This window comes from Bacillus sp. FSL K6-1006, from assembly GCF_038593175.1.
GTDB lineage: Bacteria > Bacillota > Bacilli > Bacillales > Bacillaceae > Bacillus > Bacillus safensis.
Map to the genome: position 1 here is coordinate 3245883 of NZ_CP151970.1, position 18583 is coordinate 3264465.

An 18583-nucleotide genomic window follows, 5' to 3' on the forward strand; every position below is an offset into this window, starting at 1 on the left:
CCATACGAAAAGAGGTTTTTTAGGAATTATCTAATCACCCAGCCAAGGGCTAAAGAGCCTTCACCTAGATGGGTGCCGATTACGGCACCAAAGTAGCTTTTATAAAATTCAACATGAGGATATTTTTCTGATAAGTGCGCAATTAATTCTTCTGCTTCTTCTTCTCTATTACCATGTATCAGTGTTGCTCTCATCGGAACACCACGTGATGCATCTTCATCAAATAATTCAAAAATACGTGAAATGGCTTTTTTACGTGTGCGAATCTTCTCAAAAGGAACAATTAGCTTGTTGTCAAAATGCAAAATAGGCTTTACCTTTAAGAGGCTTCCAATAAAAGCCTGAGCACCATTTAATCTGCCGCCTCTTTGCAAATGAGTTAAATCGTCTACCATAAAATACGCCCGCTGACTTTCTTTCAGGTAATTTAGATGCGCTAAAACTTCTTCTAAAGAAGCACCTTCTTGGATTTTTTCAGCAGCTTCTAACACATAAAAACCTTGTGCCATACAGCTTGTTTCTGTATCAAACGGGTAAATATCAATCCCGTCAACTAGATCATTCGCTGAGACCGCACTATTATACGTTCCACTAATTCCACTTGAAAGGTGGATACTAATCACGGCGTCGTATGTTTCACTTAGTTTTTCATATAAGGCTATTAATTCACCGAAAGCAGGCTGAGAGGTTGTTGGAAGATCTTTGTGTTTTTTGATTTCTTCATAATATGTCTTCCAGTCCATTTCTATTTCTTCACGGTATGATTCACTGCCGAAGATGACGTTAAGGGGGATCATATGAATATTATGTTTATCACGCAGCTCTTGTGGTAGATAAGCAGTACTGTCTGTTACAACGGCTATTTTCATTCTTAAATACCTTCCTTATTCGTTAAGTTACTCTTTTTTATTTTAAAAAAATGATCATTGTTTCATTAGATTTATAATAGTAATCAAAAAAGCCTGCCTAATCAATAGGCAAGCCCTCTATATCCGAAAAAGAATCCTTACCCTGTCTATCATTTCCCTTCACCTAAAATGTGAGAGAATAAAAACAGGCGAAAAAGGAGTACTTGTCCGGAACACTATCTCATTTCTACCCAGCCATTTTTAATAGCTACAACAACAGCTTGTGTACGGTCGTTTACATTCATTTTTTGCAAAATGTTACTCACGTGGTTTTTAACTGTTTTCTCACTAATAAAGAGCGATTCACCGATTCCTCTGTTGCTCTTTCCGTCAGCTAACATTTGAAGAACTTCACATTCACGTCTAGTTAAGATATGAAGTGGTCTGCGAATTTCAGGATATACCTCGTGCTGTGGATGTGCTGAAACGCCGCTAGTCGCTAGGCGTCGGAATTCATTTACTAAGTTATGAGTGACTTTCGGGTGTAAATAAGAGCCTCCGTCAGCTACAACTTTCACTGCTTCGATGAGTGTGTCTGCATCCATTTCTTTTAACAGGTAGCCTCTCGCCCCTGTTTTCAATGCATGTGTTACATAGTTTTCATCGTCATGAATAGATAGAATAATGACTTTTGATTCGGGATAAAGCTCAACAAGCTGCTTTGTAGCCTCAACACCATTTACATTCGGCATATTAATGTCCATAATGACAACATCCGGATGATAGTGTTCTACGATACGTGCAGCTTCGTCACCGTCGTCTCCTTCTGCAACTACTTCAAAAGTAGGTTCAAAATCTAAAATCCGTTTGACACCTTCACGGAATAATTGGTGGTCATCAATAATTACAATATTTACTTTAGTCACAAGCTACGCCTCCCCATGTTTATTGTTCTACACCTGAACTTTATGGTCAATATGTCTTTTGACTCTATTTTACAATTTTATTTTGCAATGTTAAAGGCACGCGAATCATGATGAATGTCCCTAGACCTATTTTTGAGTCTATGGTCATTTTACCTTCCAGTAAGTCTACGCGTTCTTTCATGCCAAGTAAACCGAAGGATTTGTTTTTGTTTGTTTTTACATCTTTCATATCAAAGCCTTTTCCATCGTCTTTAATAATTAAGGTCACAAAGTCTTTCGTTACTTCTACTTTGACAGAGATTTCTTCAGCTTCAGAATGCTTTAATGAATTTGTGACAGCTTCTTGGGCTAGTCTAAACAGTGCTACTTCAAATTGAGAAGCAATTCTTTCGCTTTCTGTATCACCTAGGCATTGGAACGTAATTTTGGTTTTTCCATCATATTCTTCAATTGTGTTTAAGTATTTTCTCAGTGTCGGAATCAGACCCAAATCATCTAAAGCCATCGGTCTTAAATCATAAATGATTCTTCTCACTTCGTACAGTGCATTTCGCACATTCTGTCTGAGACTTCTAATTTCTTTAAAGCCTTCTTCTGTACCGCGGTCTCTAAAAATCCGTTCAATTAATTCGGAACGCATCATCACGTTTGCCAGCATTTGAGCAGGGCCGTCATGAATTTCCCGCGACACTCTTTTGCGTTCTTCTTCTTGGGCTTCAATAATTCTGAGACCAAAATCTTGTTTTGCCTGAGCATCTTCAAGTAAAACGCCAACCTGGCGTAAATCCTGGTTGAGATAGTTGAGAACCACTGTAATCTGACTCACAAGCGTTTCAGAGCGTTCAATGACGTCTTGTAAACTTAATAACCGTCTTTCCAGATCGTCTCTTCTTTCTCTCAGCTGCTTCTCGCGCTGCTGAATCATGGTGAGTTCCACTTGCAAGTTATGTGCTTTTTCGTAGGCCTCACGTATTTCTTCTTCGCTGAATTTGTTGAAGTTTCTGCTGACCTCAGATAAGCGGTTTCTAGCATGTCTTGTATGGACTTCCAGCTTATCCCCAAAATCAATTACTTCGTTTACTTGCTGTTTGATTTGCTTCAGCTCTTCTACTAGGCTTTCATATTGTTGACGGGACTGTTCGCCTATTCTAAATACTTCGTCCTTGCTGCCATCAACTGTACTTAGCATTTTCATGATGATTGAATCCAATAATTTCGGATCCATTTTGGGTGTTGTCATGGCTTTTCCCTCCCGTAACAGTGATGTCATCTTTTTTTATTATAAATGTCATTGATCTGCATTTTATGTCGAATTATAATGAAAGAATGCGTATAATCATGAAGTTTTTATGACGACCCTTTTTCCGCTCCTATCATCATAACAAAATACGCTGTAAAATTCTAAAACCAATGCAAATTTTCACTAGTCTTACAATTTGCTTGTCAGGAGGGTATGTCTTTTGCTGAATCGCTATCTTACAGTAAAAAGTCGTGGCGAGCATGAGATCGTCATTGAAAAATCACGTTTTATTTGTCATATACAGCGTGCTGTCTCAGAAGAAGAAGCACAAGCATTTATACAATCCATTAAAAAACAACATTGGAATGCCACACATAATTGTTCAGCCTATCTCATTGGTGAACATGACCTGATTCAAAAGGCGAATGATGATGGTGAACCAAGCGGTACAGCAGGTGTGCCAATGCTTGAAGTGCTAAAAAAACGGAAGCTGAAAGATACAGTCGTTGTGGTCACTCGTTATTTCGGCGGTATCAAGCTTGGTGCCGGTGGATTGATTCGTGCCTACGGAAAATCTGTATCAGAAGCTATCAACCATGTTGGAATGGTAGAGCGCTGTTTAATGCGTACAATGCACACAACAATAGATTATACATGGCTTGGAAAGGTAGAGAATGAGCTTAGAGCCTCATCTTTTCAGCTAAAAGAAATCCATTATGCAGAAGATGTTATTTTTGAGACATATGTCGAAGAAACACAAACAGAGCAGTTCATTGAGTGGATGACTGAGCTGACAAATGGAAAGAGTGTTACAAAAGAAGGCGAACTTATTTATTTAGAAAAGGACATTGGTCCGATAAAGGAGACAGATGAATGGCACAACGAGTAAAAGTGCGTGTACGAAAGAAAAAGAGTAAGAAGAAGAGAATTATCAAACGTATTCTGGTCTTATTTTTGCTTCTTATCATCTGCATGGGCGGATTTGCAGTATATAAAATCGTCAATACTCTTCAAGCTGCTGACAAAACATATGATGAACTAAACCGTGGAGAGAAATCGAATCTTCGTGATGCTGTCATTGATATTAAGAAAAAACCTTTCTCTGTACTATTTGTCGGAATTGAGGATTATGCCACAAAGGGTGATCATGGCCGTTCAGATTCACTCATTGTTGCAACGATTAACCCCCAAGACAAAACGATGAAAATGGTTAGTATCCCTCGTGACACACGCGTACAGCTTGCAAGTGATACAACAGGAAGTAAAGAAAAGATCAATGCAGCATTTGCTAAAGGTGGTAAAGACGAAACGATCGAAACTGTCGAACAATTCTTGCATATTCCGATTGATAAGTATGCAACCGTTGATTTTGACGGATTCAAGGATGTCATTGATGAAGTCGGCGGAATTGATATCGATGTTCCATTTGACTTCAATGAAAAAAGTGATGTTAAAAAATCGAAAAAGATTTACTTCAAAAAAGGCAATATGCATTTAAACGGGGAAGAAGCACTTGCTTACGCACGGATGAGAAAACAAGATCCACGCGGTGATTTCGGACGTAACGATCGTCAGAAACAAATTTTACGTGCAATGATTGATCAAATGGCGAAGCCAAATAACATTGCGAACGTCGATAACATTGCGAAAGAAGTCAGTGATCACATTACGACCAATTTCCGTATCACAGAAGGTCTTGCCCTTCAGCAAATCTACAGCGGATTTAAAGGAGACGACACAGAAACTCTTTCAATTAAGGGATCAGACCTTTATTTAGGGCCAAATCGCACGTATTACTTTGAGCCAGATCCGACCAATTTAGCTAACGTCCAAAATGAATTACGGACGCATTTAAAGCTGCCTGCTGAATCTTCAACTGAAACAGATTCACAAACCAATCCGTCCTCTGGTGAAACGGGGACAAGTGATACACCTAACTCATCGACCAGCACACCTGGACAATAATAAAAACAGCCCAGTTCCTAGGAACGGGCTGTTTTTTACTGTCTTTTGACCATTCGTTTATAAAATTTCGTAAATGGTTTAAACTCTTCATTCACCAAGCCTGTGACTTCCGCAATCACTTGCATGAACATGACCAGTAAAAAGATAATAATCAGTGATAACCATATGGTGGCGCTCGTCAGCAAAATGGCACTTAAGCTAAAGACTAAGCCAATCATATAAATCACGATGACAGCCATGCGATGGGACAAGCCAAAGGCCATCAGTCTATGATGAATATGAGATTTGTCAGGTGCTGAAATCGGCTGTTTGTTTAATATTCGTCTAATGATGGCAAAAGTGGTATCGAAAATAGGGACACCTAAGATGATCACTGGGACAACAACACTAAACAAAGTGACACTTTTGTACAGCCCTAATAGTGACAGTACCGAAATCATATAGCCTAAAAAAAGCGAACCGGTGTCACCCATAAAAATCTTCGCTGGATGAAAGTTGTAAAAGAGAAAGCCGATGGTACTGCCAATGACAACAAGGGATAATGAAAGAATCAAAATTTTATCAGCTGAAAATGCCATCACGGCAATGGTTGATAAACCGATGACAGAAATACCGGCAGCCAGTCCATCAAGGCCGTCAATTAAATTAATAGCATTTGTGATTCCGACAATCCATAACACGGTTAGGGGATATGCCATCCAGCCTAACTCAATTCGATCTGTTAAGAAAGGAACAGAGAAAAAGTCCATTTTTAAGCCTGTGCTTACAATCAGACAAGCAACAAGAACTTGTACGAGAAATTTAAATCTTGCACTTAAATTATATTTATCATCAAATATACCTAGAATGACGATAAGTACGGCACCAACTGAAATTGCTGTAATTTTATTATGTAGAAACAGCCCGCCTGCTAATGCTCCAGCCGCTACCCCAATAAAAATTGCCAAACCGCCCATTCGAGGCATTACTTTATCATGAACTTTTCGTTTATTCGGCTGGTCCACTGCACCAATCTTAATTGCAAACTTTTTGACGATTGGTGTCACAATTAAAACTGTAGCCAGAGAGACAAAAAACGCTAATAAGGCGCGTTCGTAATCCATAGGTCAGTCTCCTTCTAAATTGAAATCTGTATTTTGTATATTGGCCGCTCTTTCCATTATACAATTGAATAGAGGATGATCACAAGCTCCCCCTGTGAAGAAGAAACAAATAAAAACGCACAATCCCTGATGAATTATGCGTTTTCTTTAATATTCGTTAGTTCCACCATGTTTGTGAACAGCGCGTGCCAATCTTTTTTCTTCGCACGGCTTTGTCTTAGATGTCTATAGGTCATGTCGTCTTTTTTGCTGATCACTTTTTGGCAGGCTTCTACGAAGAGCGCAGGATCCTCGCCTTCTAAATATTCATACACATCATTCTCTTTTAGCCTTTCCGTTGACGGAAGATTTAAACCAACAACCGGTATTCCTGCGGCTAAAAATTCATATAGCTTGAGCGGAAACACGGCTTGATTGTAAGGAGATTGTTTGTATGGCATCATGCCTACATCAATCAGCTTCATATACGCAGGCACTTCTTCTGGTGCAACAGCACCTGTCCAAATCACATTCGGCAGTTTAAGTGCATGCTGAAAAGATGGATCACCATTTGTTCCATCCGGACCGACAAATAAAAATGTCCAATCAGGCTGCATGCGGGCAGCTTCTGCTATCATGTCAAAATCCAGCTTCGGCTTGATGCCTCCAATAAAACCAAGAACAGTTCCTTCTCTACCTTGTAGCACATCCTCCTTACATGGAAGATTGCTTTTTGCAAACACATCGTACTCGACGCCATTTTCAACTGTAAAGACATCTTTCGGTTCACCCATGAGACGCCTTTTGATTTGATCGTGTAAGTATTGAGAAGAACATGTAATGCTGTGTGCGTATTTGATGATTCGATTTTCTGCTTTCACAATGACACGCTGCCTCATATAAGAAAGCAAATTATTTTTGCCGCTTATCGGCTCTCCCCACAGGTCACTGCAATCATAGACAATATGTTTCCATTCAAATAAAGAAGATAAGAGCGGAAAACCCGGAAACGTATACCATAAGCAAACAGCGATTCCCTTCTTTTCCTCCTGCCGCAAATGCTCAAGAAGAGGGGACAATTTATGAATATAGAACATGTCTTGATATCGGCCAAAGCGGAAAAATTTGCTCTTGAGCACATCAGGAATGGTCAATTGCTTCATTCGATCGGTTATGGGCTGAAAGGGAGCTGTGTGACGGGATGCAGATGGACATACCCAGATGACCTCTTTCGTTTCTGGATCAGATGCTAGAAATTCCGCCAGTCGATGCCGTCTGTACCTCAGGCCGTCCTGTCCCCATTCTCCCGTCGCTACGATAACATGTATGATCGAGTCTGCTTTCACCTTTATCACCTTTTTTCCCTTCTGTTTATAAGCGCTTCTTCACAGCATTTGTCGCATAGTGCATAAAACACCAAGATGCTTTGACAAAATGAAGCTGCTCAATTTCTCTGTAGACGAACCACGTTTTTTTCGCTGCTTTCCACTTGTTACTAGAGATCGAGTTTCCAACGATGCGGTATTCACTGAGCGGTTCACTCATGCCATAGGCTGTAAATCCTCTTTTTAATATGGACAGCCATGTAGCTAAATCCTGTCTTGTGCGGATGTTCGGCATTTCTACATGTCCTATCTTCTGTACATCAAGCATCACCGTTAAACAGCCGATAATGGTATTTTTCAAAGCTTCATCATAAGTTAATCTTGCTGGTGCAGTGACAGTTTTTTCTAACGGTTCTCCATTTTCTGCAATGATGTCATATGCCGTGAATGTAAAGGCATAATCGTTTGTCAGCATGAAGTCTACCTGCTTTTCGAGTTTCGTCTCTTTCCACTTATCATCACTGTCTAAAAAAGCGATAAAGCGGCCTTTTGCCTGTTTGATGGCTGCGTTTCTGGCGATGGCAGCTCCCCCATTTTGCTCTAAATAAATGACGTTGATTCTGTCGTCTGCTTCACTTAAGTCCCCAAGCAGCTTCCTTGTTCCATCTGTTGAACAATCATCTGCGATGATCAGTTCCCAATTAGAATAGGTTTGGGCAAGGACGGAATGAACTGTATCCGTTAAATAACGTTCCGCATTATAGGCCGGTGTAATGATTGATACTAACGGTTGATTGTTCACCTAAGACTCATCTCCAGTTCATCATTAAGATTCTTTGAACACTTCGGGTAAGACCACAAACATGAGCGAGATGCTAAAGCCAATGACAAGTCCAAGCAGTGCCCGCTTTTTCGCTGACATGCCTTTATTGCCTTCATCAAGAACTTGGGCAGGATCAACAATCTTCGCCTGCTTCATTCCAAGCTTTGTAGACTCCAATTCATATAAAAATCGTTCTTTATCTACTTTGGAATCGTTGCTGACAGATTCGTCTTCTAGAGCAGATAATCTACTTTCAATCACCTGCTGCCTTTTTGTAAATAATGCTTTGTCTTGCTTCAGAAATGTATCCGACACCTGCTTCACGACAGCTAAAGCATGATCCTTATCAGCATCTGTGAAAGACAGCTGTAATTGTGTATCTGATTGATTGGTGAGGATGAGGCGGCTTTTCACATCCTGCCTTTCTTCTTCTTTAACATCACTGAGTGCTTCATTCAAAAATGCATCGCTTTTTAATAGAGATGTCACTTCTGCGATATTGTTATACACTCCGTCATCATATTTACCAAGTGTGAGGGTAACGGCAGCTGTGTAACTAGACTGCTGCGCTGTTCCTTTGGCAAAAAAGAATCCAAAAGCGCCTAATACGACAGGCAACAGCACGAGCCATACGATATACTTTTTGATTCGCTTCCCTATTCTAGATATGAAACCAGACATGTTCATTCTCCCAACATTGACGTATTTGCTTTTTCATAAGTGTAGCCATACCAGCGCAGCATCACACACGGTTTACCAAGAGCTGTTTGTTTTTCAACATATTCACCGCTACGATTACGAGCCCTAAAAAGACCCAGTGGAAATATAAATTCGAGACCGAACTAGGACTGATACTTGAAACGAGAAAGCTCAGCATGGCAGCAAACAAACCTTCAATGATCATTTTTGCCGATCTTGTGTCCGCCCATTGGTATTGTTTATACAGCATGAACATGAGATAAGCGTAGACGGAAATATAGCCCAGCATGACCGCAAATCCAAAGTTCGTCATCACTTCCAGCAGCCAATTGTGCACTTCAACGACTTGATCTGTATCAAAGATCGAAAAGTGGGCTAAGTAGTAAGACACATTACCCGCTCCGACACCAAACCCGTATGAATCCGTAAAGAAATGCCATGCATTTTTGATCAAATTCGCTCTCGCAATGTTGGATGGGAGTGGTTCACTAAAAGAATGCGCGACCTGAGAAGCGAGAAACAAGTCATAAAAGACTGAATAAATCTTGGCTGAAAAAACAGCGATACAGATGACACCAAGTCCGCCTGCTGCGATGAGTGACCACTTTTTGAGAAAGCGCGGCATGAGCAGCCACACATAGATGGCCGCTCCTGCAAATATGCCAAGCAGGCTCGCGCGGGATTCTGTTAACAAAATGAGATACAGTGCTGCGATGGCGCCAAATAATCCAAATGCTTTGATATAACCATTTTTCATTTGCCGCATACACGCTAAATACAAGAAAAAGCTAATCGATAAAAACGTCGCAAAGTCATTTTGATTAAAAAAGACAGCTGTAGGATAGTGCTGTTTATACGCCGGCCCAAGATACAGTGAAGTATTCGGTAAATGGTTCAAAGTAAAGTGATTATAAAACCCTATCCCCATGACAAATACAGTCATGACGAGCCAAATGCTATAAAAGGTGACCACTTGATCCATTCGCTGAATGTACATGACCACAAGAAAGACAAAACCCATCCCCATAGCAAGCAGGGACATATATTTGAGACCGTCTGTCACCGAGTGGGCCCACAGCAGTGAGATGAGCCCGTAAAGAAACCATGCAGCGAAAAAACCAAGAATGCCTTTTACACGAATCTGCTGCCACTGCGATATGTACGTTCCCTTATCTCTCATCCGCCATATAAATAAAGCAAAGGCGGCAATGAGCATGATACGGTAGAGAAAAAGACTAAAGAACCCGGCACTAATTGAAAAGAAAGCGTTGTTGAGAAAGGTCAATGCAATTAAAAGATATATGGCTGACATGAACACTTGCTCACCGTTCATGTATAGCTTCATCAACACGAGAAAAGCTGTCAGAACCAAAAGCAGGACCGGAATGGCGACGATCTTTTTTAACCCGGCGGGCTGCGCAGACGCCATTTGTACAAGTCCTAGCCCTGCTGCAAATAATATACAACCGATCATGATTTGCCATGCTGTTTGTTTCACACTCATACCCATTTTCCTCCTAAGCAACCCATCCGATTTGAGGGATTAAGCCTTGACTTCCTGTTTATAGTAGGAAATGGTACGAGCCAAACCTTCCTGTAAACTCACAACAGGCTCCCATGCTAAGACTTGTTTCGTTTCCTCATTTGCCAATGTACTATGCACGATATCTCCTGCACGCTGCGGCTTGTAAATCGGTTCAAGCTGTGATCTCGTTACCCGTTTCATCGTTTGAAACAGTTCATTTACAGTGATGGAATCACCACACGAGATATTTAAACAAACGTTTGATTGGGCTGTTAAAGCCGCAACATTCGCTGCCGCTAGATCACCCACATAGATGAAGTCTCTTGTTTGTTCCCCATCTCCAAAGATAAAAGGGGCCTCATCCTTTGCAAACTTATCAGAGAAAATAGAGACAACACCGCCTTCTCCAAGTGCGTCTTGGCGCGGACCATATACATTGCTGTATCTGAGAATACAATAGTCCACATCATAGAGTGATTTTGCCATTTCTAAATAGCGCTCTACTGTCAGTTTTGCTAAGCCATATGGTGAACCAGGCTTCAGCCGGTGAGCGGTGTCCACTGGCAGATACACCGGGTCTCCATAGACAGCTGCTGATGAGGCAAAGATCACTTTCTCCACTCCTGCTTCAGCCGCGGCTTTTATGACGTGCAGAGATCCTTTTATATTAACTTCTTCGTCATATACGAAATCCTGAACGGAAACGGCTACACTTACTTGTGCTGCAAGGTGAATGATATAATCCGGTGCGATTTGTTTGATCAAATCAATCGTCGCTGGCTTTGTAACATCTGCCTCGATGCATTGCACGGAAAGATGGGCAATATTTTCTCGAGATCCAGTTGAAAAGTTATCAAGAACGATGGGCTCATAGCCTTTTTCTAGTAAAGCCTCTACCGTATGTGATCCAATAAATCCGCTTCCCCCAGTAACCAATACTTTCTTCATCCAAGCTCCCCCTGTTATTGTGCCTTCGATACCAATTCTGCTTCCCATACACTCGGGCGGCCGATAGACTGGTAAATAAATCCTCTCTCTTTCATTTCTGCTGGATCAAACAAATTCCTTCCATCAATTACAATCGGTGAACGAAGCAGCTGCTTGATCTGGTCTTTATCCATCTTCTGTACGTCATCCCATTCTGTTAGGATGAGACAGGCATCCGTATCTTTTACTGTTTCATACAGATCATTGCTGAAGATCGCCTGCGGGCCAAGCTCACGTTCAGCTTCTACATAAGCAATCGGATCATAGGCTTTCACAAAAGCCCCCAGCTCTCTCAGCATTGGGATAATATCTAGTGCAGGCGCTGAACGCATATCATTCGTATTCGGTTTAAAGGCGAGGCCTAAGACAGAAATGGTTTTTCCTTTAATATCACCGAACACACTCATCAATTTGCTGACAAGGTGGGCTCTTTGGTTGTTGTTCGTTTCAATGACAGATTCGATCAGCTTAAAACGATACCCGGATGTTTCGGCAATTTTGAGTAGAGCCATCGTGTCTTTCGGGAAACAAGAACCCCCAAATCCAATGCCTGCTTTTAAAAATTTATGCCCGATGCGGCTGTCTAATCCAACTCCTTCACTGACTTTTTCAACGTCAGCGCCTACCCTTTCGCAAATATTTGCAATGTCATTAATAAATGAGATTTTTGTGGCAAGCATGGCATTTGCAGCATACTTAATCATTTCAGCACTTTCTAAGTTGGTCTCCACAACTTCTGTTTGAAACGGATCATGCAGTCTTTTGATGATGGTAGAGGCATGAGTGCTAGTCGAACCAATGACCGCCCGCTCCATATTCATCGTGTCTTGAATCGCTGAGCCTTCTCGGAGAAACTCTGGATTGGATACGACGTCAAAAGGATATTTGCTGCGCGATGCCTTTTCCACAATGGCTTGAACGAGACGGCCTGTTCCAACGGGAACTGTACTTTTATTGACGATGATTTTATAGCCATTCATGTGTTCACCGATCGTTTGAGCGACAGCCTTCACATACGTTAAATCTGCTTCCCCCTGTGGTGTCATCGGTGTCCCTACGGCAATATAGATAATCTCTGATTCCCTAATAGCTGCAGGAATATTCGTTGTAAAAAACAGTCTTCCTTCTTCTGTATTCTTTTCAATCAATTCCTTTAAACCTGGTTCATAAATGGGAACGACACCACTTTTTAAGCTGTTGATTTTTGATTCATCAATGTCACAGCAGATGACACGATTTCCGATATCAGCAAAACAAGTACCCGATACTAACCCGACATAACCTGTTCCAATCACAGCAATTTTCTTCAACATTTTTCATCCTCTCAGTAAAAGCATATTGTCCGTTCCAAGCTGTTTATCTATCTATCATTCTTTGCACATTTCATCTTATTTAAACGATAGATGTTGATTGATTGAGCACCTTCTCATATTGCTGAATGAGATGCTTCGCATTATGTTCTGATGAATATTCTGTATGAACTATTTCATGAAGAACGTTCTTCACTTCTTCATTCCAGCTGTTTTCATAAAGGCAGGCGTGAATCGCCTCTTTCAGCTGACGCGTCGAACGCGGTTCAACGAGCAGGTGTTGATAGGTTGAAAATAAGGATGGGAGACCACCAACCCTTGTTGCAATGACAGGTACCTTTAAAGCGAGCGCTTCTAGAACGACGGTTGGCATTCCTTCACTGTAGGAAGGGAGTGCAAACAGATCAGCTGCCATTAAGTAGTCTCTCACCTGCTCATTCGGCACCTGGCCTGGGAGTATAATAGATGCTCCCGCCCGTTCTGTGAGCTCCATTGCAAGGGGGCCTTTTCCAACAAAGACTGCTTTCACCCCATCCATGCTGCTGACAGCATCAGCTAATTCAAGCAAGCCCTTCTCTTTCACTAAACGCCCGACGAAAACAACGAGCTTATCTTGAAGCGGTAAACCTAAGTGCTTTCTGATGCCTTCTTGACCTTCTTCCGTTCTGGAAAATGATCGGAGCGGAATACCAAGCGGAAGACATTTTGCTTCTACCTTCGTCATCTCATTTGTCTTTTTAGCCAGCTCCTCACTCACTGTCAGAACAGCAGATGCCTGCCTCACAGCCGTTTCAAAGGCTGCCTTCGCCCCTTTGCTATAGTTCGGATATACGTTCACATCACTGCCGTGCAAGGTCAGAAGATAAGGGATTTTCGTTTCTTTCTGAATAACAGCCGCCGCTCCGCCAGACGGCATGGCAAAGTGCGCATGGATAAAATCTGGTGACAGCTGATGACGCTGCATTGCTCTGAGAACGGAAGCCGCTATTCGTTTACTCGGCTGCGCCCATTTCAGCTGTCCTGGGAGCGCTGGATAAGGCGGTCTGTAAACCGTCACTCCGCTTCTCACTTCCTGTTCAGGCAGATCCCTTTTCTGCCGATAGGATGCCTTCAGCATCCGTAAAACCGGCGGATTCACTGGATTTGGGCAAATGACAGTCACTTCTATTCCTTGTTTGAGCAGCTCCTGCACTTGCGTTTCATGAAACACGCCCTCACTCGGATGTTTTTCACTAGGATATACACTTGTCAGCCATAGCACCTTCATGACGAACGACCTCTTCTCAATAATTTGCCTGCAGCCTGCGGATACATTTTGATGAGCAGCAAGCCATACAATGCAGCACTGACACAAACAGTCAGTAGTAATTGAAGTGAAATATCTGCTGTCGTCAGCTTCATCCCTTGATGTAAAGCTACCGCACAGACAGCCATGAGCAGCGTCATGACAGCAGGTTTTCCAAGTGATTTTAAATACACCTTCATATCAAGCTGAATGACATATGCCATGAGCCATCTGCCGACAATAAAGTTGAGCAGGCTGACACCTGAGTAGATCCAAGCTACTGTGAGCAGACTGCCTGTAGTCACACCTGCATATAATGCGCAGCCATACACGATGAGCATCCCCGTATCCCAATAAAAGGCTAAGTCCGCTCTCCCTTTTGCAAGAAGTATTGAACCGTTTGGATTCATCAGCACACGCAGCAGGCCGACAATACACAATATATTTAAAACCGGGACCGCTACTAGCCATTTCTCTCCAAACACGACTTCTATAAAACTGTCTGATACGGCAGCAAGGCCGATTAATAATGGAAAACTAACCAATGCGAGCATATTCGTCATACTTAGGAAGCCCTCTCGCAGCATGGAGTGATCCTGCTGACTTTTTGCGAAAACTGGGAAAGCCACTCTCGTCACAATCGGATTTATCTTCAGCACGGGTATTGTCACAATTTGATACGCCAAGCTGTAAATACCTAACGCTTCCGCTCCAAGAAACCGGCCGATTAAAATCATGTCGATGTTTGATCCTGCTCGGTTGACCAGTCTGGATGCGAGCTGGAATGCACCGAATGAGAAAAATCCCTTTACTTCTCCTAATGCAAAAACAGGTGATGGACGCCACTTCTTCCAATAAGCTGCTGCATACATGAGACCTTTTCCTGATTGCAGCAGCACTTGAGAGATGACATAGGCGACAATCGGATTCATGAAGAAGGCGAAAACGAGTAAAACGAGCAGCGATATGATGGTTGCAATGGTTTCAATGGTGCTTAATGTTTTAAAGGCTAAGTCTTTTTGCATCATATACTGGTACTGCTGGCCAATCGGTGCGATCAGAAACATGATCGATAATAGCTTGAGCAGACCTTCTAGCTCTGGCCGGTTATAAAAAGCGGCTATCATTGGGCTTAGCAGAATGAGCAGACAAAACAAGATAATCCCTGTGAGCAAGTTGATCCAATATAATGTAGATAATTGACGTTCTGTCGTTTGTTCCTTTTGAATGATCGCTGCCCCAATTCCTAGATCAAGCAAAATCTGCGTAAATATTGTGACAGTTGTGATCATACCAACAAGACCAAACTCCTTGAGTGACATCACGTTCCCTAAAAAGGCGAACTGTGCGATTTGGATAATGGTGATGATCAATGCGGACAAGCTTGTCCATTTTGCCCCGCCTAGCATGCGTTTTTTCATACTTGCCATTTCTCTTCCCTACTTTACTTATCTGGCTCCGTCACCAGTCATGATGACTTTTAACGTTTTTACCATAATCTTCGTGTCGAGAGAAAATGTCAAGTTTTGAATATACTGTAAGTCGTGTGTTAATTTTTCACTTGGACTCATTTCATATCCGCCATTTACTTGAGCAAGACCTGTCAGCCCCGGCTTTACTGCCAATCTTTTTGTGAAGCCTGGAATCGTCCGATTAAATTCTGCGGTAAACATCGGTCTTTCTGGACGAGGGCCTACGATACTCATTTCTCCTTTTAACACGTTGATAAATTGCGGAAGTTCATCAATTCTTGTTTTACGGATGAATGCCCCCACTTTGGTGATACGCGGGTCATTTTTTTGCGCCCATTTCGCTCCTCCGCTTTCTGCGTCAATTCTCATCGATCTGAGCTTCCATAATTTAAAGTAAACACCGTCTTTCCCGACCCTTTCCTGCATATAAAAGGCTGGCCCTGGTGTTTCCAGCTTAATCAAAAGAGCAAACAGCAAAATGATTGGCGTACTCAACATCAATCCGATGAACGAGAACATTAAATCTATGAAACGTTTTGCAAATAAATAACGAACCATATGTTCTGTTAAGGCAAAAGAGTGATTTCGTCTCACTTCATATTCTCTGTAAAGATTCATCGCTTTCTCTGCACTCACTGACCTGCACCTCACCATTCAAAGTAGTTGTTGTGTAAAGAGATGTTCTATGAAAGTCAGTTTAGCAGAGTAACATTAAGCAAATGTAAATGCGCTGTTAAGTCTTGTAAAACTGTGTTAAGAATGTGCACTTATATCAAATTATGCCCTTTTGAACGTAAAAAAGACCCGCAATTCTGCGGGTCTCCGGGTCTTTTCTTTATTTTGCTTTTACAGTTTCGATCGTTTTCAATCGAAGTGTTCCGTTTGCATCTTTTGTATAGGTTACTTTCACTTTTGATTCTTCTTTTAAGCTGTTCACTTGTTTAGAAAATGTATTTCCGAATTGAATAGCTACTTCTTTTCCATCAATGTTGACAGCAATTGTATGTCCATCAGCCAAACCGACATATGTGCCTTCTTTGGTGATTACATTTTTCTTACTAGTCGTTGATTCTTTCTTTGTTTTAGAGTCACCTTTTGAGTCAGCTTTTGATTGGTCTTTAGCAGGTTCTTCTTTTGTAATTTCTTTGCTTGAGCTGTCTTTTGCCTCTTCATCAGATTGACTTGCCGGCTCTTCTTTTTGAGCAGCTGTTTCTTTACTTTGATCATCTGCTTTTTCATTTGATGATTGATCTTCTGATTTTTCGTCCGCAGCCTTATCTTTGTTTTGATCGGCTGCTTCAGTTGTTTCTTTTTTGCTGTCATCCTTTTTGTTATCGCTTGATTGATTTGTTGTGCCGCACGCTGTGAGCAATACTCCTAGAAGCAATACTAGAAACGGCATTGTGATTAATTTTTTCAAGATCGTCACCTCTTCATGATTTGTCGGTTTGCTGTCGTTTGAAGATTTATGTGTAAACCATTCACCTTCTATGTTTCAATTATAACAAACATAACCAAAAATGAAATGTATTTTTAACTTGACACATCATTCATGATTCATTTTACGTCAAAGTAGTTGGACACACCCGTTGCAATTCCAGAAGCCAGCCGATCCTTTGCAGCGGTAGATTTTAAAATACTCGCATCGATTGGATTTGTTACAAAGCCGGTTTCTAGCAAAATACTCGGCATTCTAGAATATTTGATGACGTAGAACCCTGCTGTTTTCACTCCGCGATCTTTTGTTCCAAGGGCACTGACCATTCGGGGCTGCACCTGTTGTGCCAGCTTGACACTATGAGCAGCCGCATATGTTGTATCATAATACGTCTCTGTTCCATTTGCACCGCTGTTATCATTTGCGTTGGCATGGATACTGATGAATATATCAGCACTGGCCTGCGCTCCTTTACTGACACGTGTCTGCAAGGAGTCAAATGTATCAGATGTTCTCGACATGACAGTAAGGGCACCCGCTTGATGAAGCCTCGACTGAAGCTTTAATGCTACTTCTAAATTAATGTTCTTTTCAAGCAGGCCATTCCCTATCGCTCCAGCATCCTGCGCACCATGACCTGGATCAATAAAAATTGTTTCGCCTAACACCGCATTTTTCAACTGTGTGATGACATTTGATTGAATGGTTGATGTTCCGCCTACCACAGAAAATGCTGACATCTGTTTGGCCCCAATGACTTTTCTGATAGCATCCGGCACCGTTTGAGCATCTGTGAGAAGAAGGGTTTGTCCCTGTTTCGCTGCTATACTTGCCGCAGCGGCTGCATCTGCATAGGCATACCCATGACTCATAAATGTGTGACTTGTCTTCATTGGATACGTTTTAGCAATTTGGGCAGCCACCTCATACCGATTGGCTCCGCTTATTCTGACTGGTGAGGGAAGCTTTTGAAAAGCAGTTTTATTGATACTTGCTTCTCCGCCGATCACAATGGTCCGCTTGACTGCTTTGTTTTTTAATAGATTGGCTGTTTCCTCGCGCAGTCCTTTCGCATCTGTTAATAAAATGGGATAGCCTTGTTTAGCAGCGTACGGAGCAATCGCGACAGCATCAGCATAAGCAGAACCATTCACGACGACAGCCGCACTAGCACTCTTCATGTGCTTAGCCACATTTGCCGCCAATTCATAGCGGTTCTTTCCTTGAATACGGAAAACGGATAGATTCATTGCTTTTAGTTGCTTCACGACTTTTTCAGAAATACTCGCAGTCCCGCCAAGAATCGTTACCCGCTTCGTTTTCAGCTGCTGCAACCCTGTCTTTACAGCACCTGAAAGACTGCCAGCATTCGTTAACAGGACTGGGGCCCCTTGCTGGTAGGCATAAGGCACAGCACTCAGGGCATCTGCATAAGCATCACCGCCCACAAGCACAACGGCAGGCGCTTCCTGCCAGCCCCTTTTCGCGGCATTTACCGCTACCTCATACCGATTGCTTCCTTCTATCCTCGATACAGTGTGCTGAGCAAAAACGGATGGTGTATATAAACATAGTGAAATAGCAATCAGTAACATACATTTGATATCAAAACGCATGAAGTCAACCTCCTTGGTTTGAACCCTTCACCCAGGAGCTTC

At 42.0% G+C, this 18583-nt stretch carries 17 protein-coding genes; 2 read left to right on the forward strand and 15 right to left on the reverse strand.

The window, feature by feature from the left end; translation table 11 throughout:
• Positions 1-26: 26 nt before the first annotated feature.
• The 3 genes from NSS65_RS16960 to NSS65_RS16970 all read right to left on the reverse strand — a co-directional run bounded on the left by NSS65_RS16960 (position 27) and on the right by NSS65_RS16970 (position 3014).
• A complete protein-coding gene (locus tag NSS65_RS16960; RefSeq protein ID WP_024423625.1) occupies positions 27-869 on the reverse strand; it encodes a DegV family protein in 843 nt (280 codons plus the stop codon).
• Between the two features lie 215 nt (positions 870-1084).
• Positions 1085-1774 carry a two-component system response regulator DegU gene (gene degU, locus NSS65_RS16965; RefSeq protein WP_008348273.1) on the reverse strand — a complete coding sequence of 230 codons (690 nt, stop codon included), beginning with the start codon at positions 1772-1774 and terminating at the stop codon, positions 1085-1087.
• 64 nt (positions 1775-1838) lie between these two features.
• A complete protein-coding gene (locus NSS65_RS16970) occupies positions 1839-3014 on the reverse strand; it encodes a sensor histidine kinase (RefSeq protein WP_003213166.1) in 1176 nt (391 codons plus the stop codon).
• A 220-nt stretch (positions 3015-3234) separates the two neighbouring features.
• On the opposite strand from NSS65_RS16970, the gene NSS65_RS16975 reads away from it, so the two are divergent.
• Both NSS65_RS16975 and NSS65_RS16980 read left to right on the forward strand, forming a co-directional pair.
• Positions 3235-3903, forward strand: coding sequence for a YigZ family protein (locus tag NSS65_RS16975; protein WP_012011434.1), 669 nt, complete (start codon positions 3235-3237; stop codon positions 3901-3903).
• Complete coding sequence (locus NSS65_RS16980; protein ID WP_034281103.1) at positions 3888-4979, forward strand: LCP family protein; 1092 nt, start codon at positions 3888-3890, stop codon at positions 4977-4979. The genes NSS65_RS16975 and NSS65_RS16980 overlap by 16 nt, the downstream gene beginning before the upstream one ends.
• Positions 4980-5014: 35 nt before the next feature.
• Here the strand turns inward: NSS65_RS16980 and NSS65_RS16985 are convergent, their stop codons facing one another.
• The 12 genes from NSS65_RS16985 to NSS65_RS17040 all read right to left on the reverse strand — a co-directional run bounded on the left by NSS65_RS16985 (position 5015) and on the right by NSS65_RS17040 (position 18541).
• Positions 5015-6082, reverse strand: coding sequence for an MraY family glycosyltransferase (locus NSS65_RS16985; protein WP_024423627.1), 1068 nt, complete (start codon positions 6080-6082; stop codon positions 5015-5017).
• A gap of 134 nt (positions 6083-6216) precedes the next feature.
• The gene (locus NSS65_RS16990; protein ID WP_034281445.1) at positions 6217-7413 is read right to left on the reverse strand and encodes a glycosyltransferase; all 1197 of its coding nucleotides are present in this window, start codon (positions 7411-7413) and stop codon (positions 6217-6219) included.
• Positions 7414-7432: 19 nt separating this feature from the next.
• Positions 7433-8188 carry a glycosyltransferase family 2 protein gene (locus NSS65_RS16995; protein ID WP_034281105.1) on the reverse strand — a complete coding sequence of 252 codons (756 nt, stop codon included), beginning with the start codon at positions 8186-8188 and terminating at the stop codon, positions 7433-7435.
• 24 nt (positions 8189-8212) lie between these two features.
• A complete protein-coding gene (locus NSS65_RS17000) occupies positions 8213-8890 on the reverse strand; it encodes a hypothetical protein (protein WP_048237565.1) in 678 nt (225 codons plus the stop codon).
• A 61-nt stretch (positions 8891-8951) separates the two neighbouring features.
• A complete protein-coding gene (locus NSS65_RS17005) occupies positions 8952-10412 on the reverse strand; it encodes an O-antigen ligase family protein (protein WP_144496412.1) in 1461 nt (486 codons plus the stop codon).
• Positions 10413-10451: 39 nt separating this feature from the next.
• On the reverse strand, positions 10452-11381 hold the full coding sequence (locus NSS65_RS17010; RefSeq protein WP_070326078.1) for an NAD-dependent epimerase/dehydratase family protein: 930 nt from the start codon (positions 11379-11381) through the stop codon (positions 10452-10454).
• Between the two features lie 14 nt (positions 11382-11395).
• Positions 11396-12733, reverse strand: coding sequence for a UDP-glucose/GDP-mannose dehydrogenase family protein (locus NSS65_RS17015; protein ID WP_034281112.1), 1338 nt, complete (start codon positions 12731-12733; stop codon positions 11396-11398).
• A 79-nt stretch (positions 12734-12812) separates the two neighbouring features.
• Positions 12813-13997, reverse strand: coding sequence for a glycosyltransferase (locus NSS65_RS17020; protein ID WP_061110146.1), 1185 nt, complete (start codon positions 13995-13997; stop codon positions 12813-12815).
• Positions 13994-15445 (reverse strand): MOP flippase family protein, encoded by a 1452-nt coding sequence (locus NSS65_RS17025; protein WP_070326079.1) that lies wholly within the window; start codon positions 15443-15445, stop codon positions 13994-13996. Before NSS65_RS17025 ends, NSS65_RS17020 begins: the two co-directional genes overlap by 4 nt.
• 18 nt (positions 15446-15463) lie before the next feature.
• Positions 15464-16123 carry an exopolysaccharide biosynthesis polyprenyl glycosylphosphotransferase gene (locus NSS65_RS17030; RefSeq protein ID WP_024423636.1) on the reverse strand — a complete coding sequence of 220 codons (660 nt, stop codon included), beginning with the start codon at positions 16121-16123 and terminating at the stop codon, positions 15464-15466.
• A gap of 199 nt (positions 16124-16322) precedes the next feature.
• Entirely contained in the window at positions 16323-16907 is a 585-nt protein-coding gene (locus NSS65_RS17035; RefSeq protein ID WP_065214834.1) for a hypothetical protein, read from the reverse strand.
• Between the two features lie 137 nt (positions 16908-17044).
• A complete protein-coding gene (locus NSS65_RS17040) occupies positions 17045-18541 on the reverse strand; it encodes a cell wall-binding repeat-containing protein (RefSeq protein ID WP_065214835.1) in 1497 nt (498 codons plus the stop codon).
• Positions 18542-18583: the final 42 nt, after the last annotated feature.

Bases quoted from the DNA above. Each gene is read 5' to 3' on its own strand.
- NSS65_RS17025 (WP_070326079.1), bottom strand. From the start codon at position 15,445: ATGGCAAGTATGAAAAAACGCATGCTAGGCGGGGCAAAATGGACAAGC.
- NSS65_RS16980 (WP_034281103.1), top strand. From the start codon at position 3,888: ATGGCACAACGAGTAAAAGTGCGTGTACGAAAGAAAAAGAGTAAGAAG.
- NSS65_RS16960 (WP_024423625.1), bottom strand. From the start codon at position 869: ATGAAAATAGCCGTTGTAACAGACAGTACTGCTTATCTACCACAAGAG.
- NSS65_RS16970 (WP_003213166.1), bottom strand. From the start codon at position 3,014: ATGACAACACCCAAAATGGATCCGAAATTATTGGATTCAATCATCATG.
- NSS65_RS17010 (WP_070326078.1), bottom strand. From the start codon at position 11,381: ATGAAGAAAGTATTGGTTACTGGGGGAAGCGGATTTATTGGATCACAT.
- NSS65_RS17015 (WP_034281112.1), bottom strand. From the start codon at position 12,733: ATGTTGAAGAAAATTGCTGTGATTGGAACAGGTTATGTCGGGTTAGTA.
- NSS65_RS17020 (WP_061110146.1), bottom strand. From the start codon at position 13,997: ATGAAGGTGCTATGGCTGACAAGTGTATATCCTAGTGAAAAACATCCG.
- NSS65_RS17040 (WP_065214835.1), bottom strand. From the start codon at position 18,541: ATGCGTTTTGATATCAAATGTATGTTACTGATTGCTATTTCACTATGT.
- NSS65_RS16985 (WP_024423627.1), bottom strand. From the start codon at position 6,082: ATGGATTACGAACGCGCCTTATTAGCGTTTTTTGTCTCTCTGGCTACA.
- NSS65_RS17000 (WP_048237565.1), bottom strand. From the start codon at position 8,890: ATGTCTGGTTTCATATCTAGAATAGGGAAGCGAATCAAAAAGTATATC.
- NSS65_RS17005 (WP_144496412.1), bottom strand. From the start codon at position 10,412: ATGAGTGTGAAACAAACAGCATGGCAAATCATGATCGGTTGTATATTA.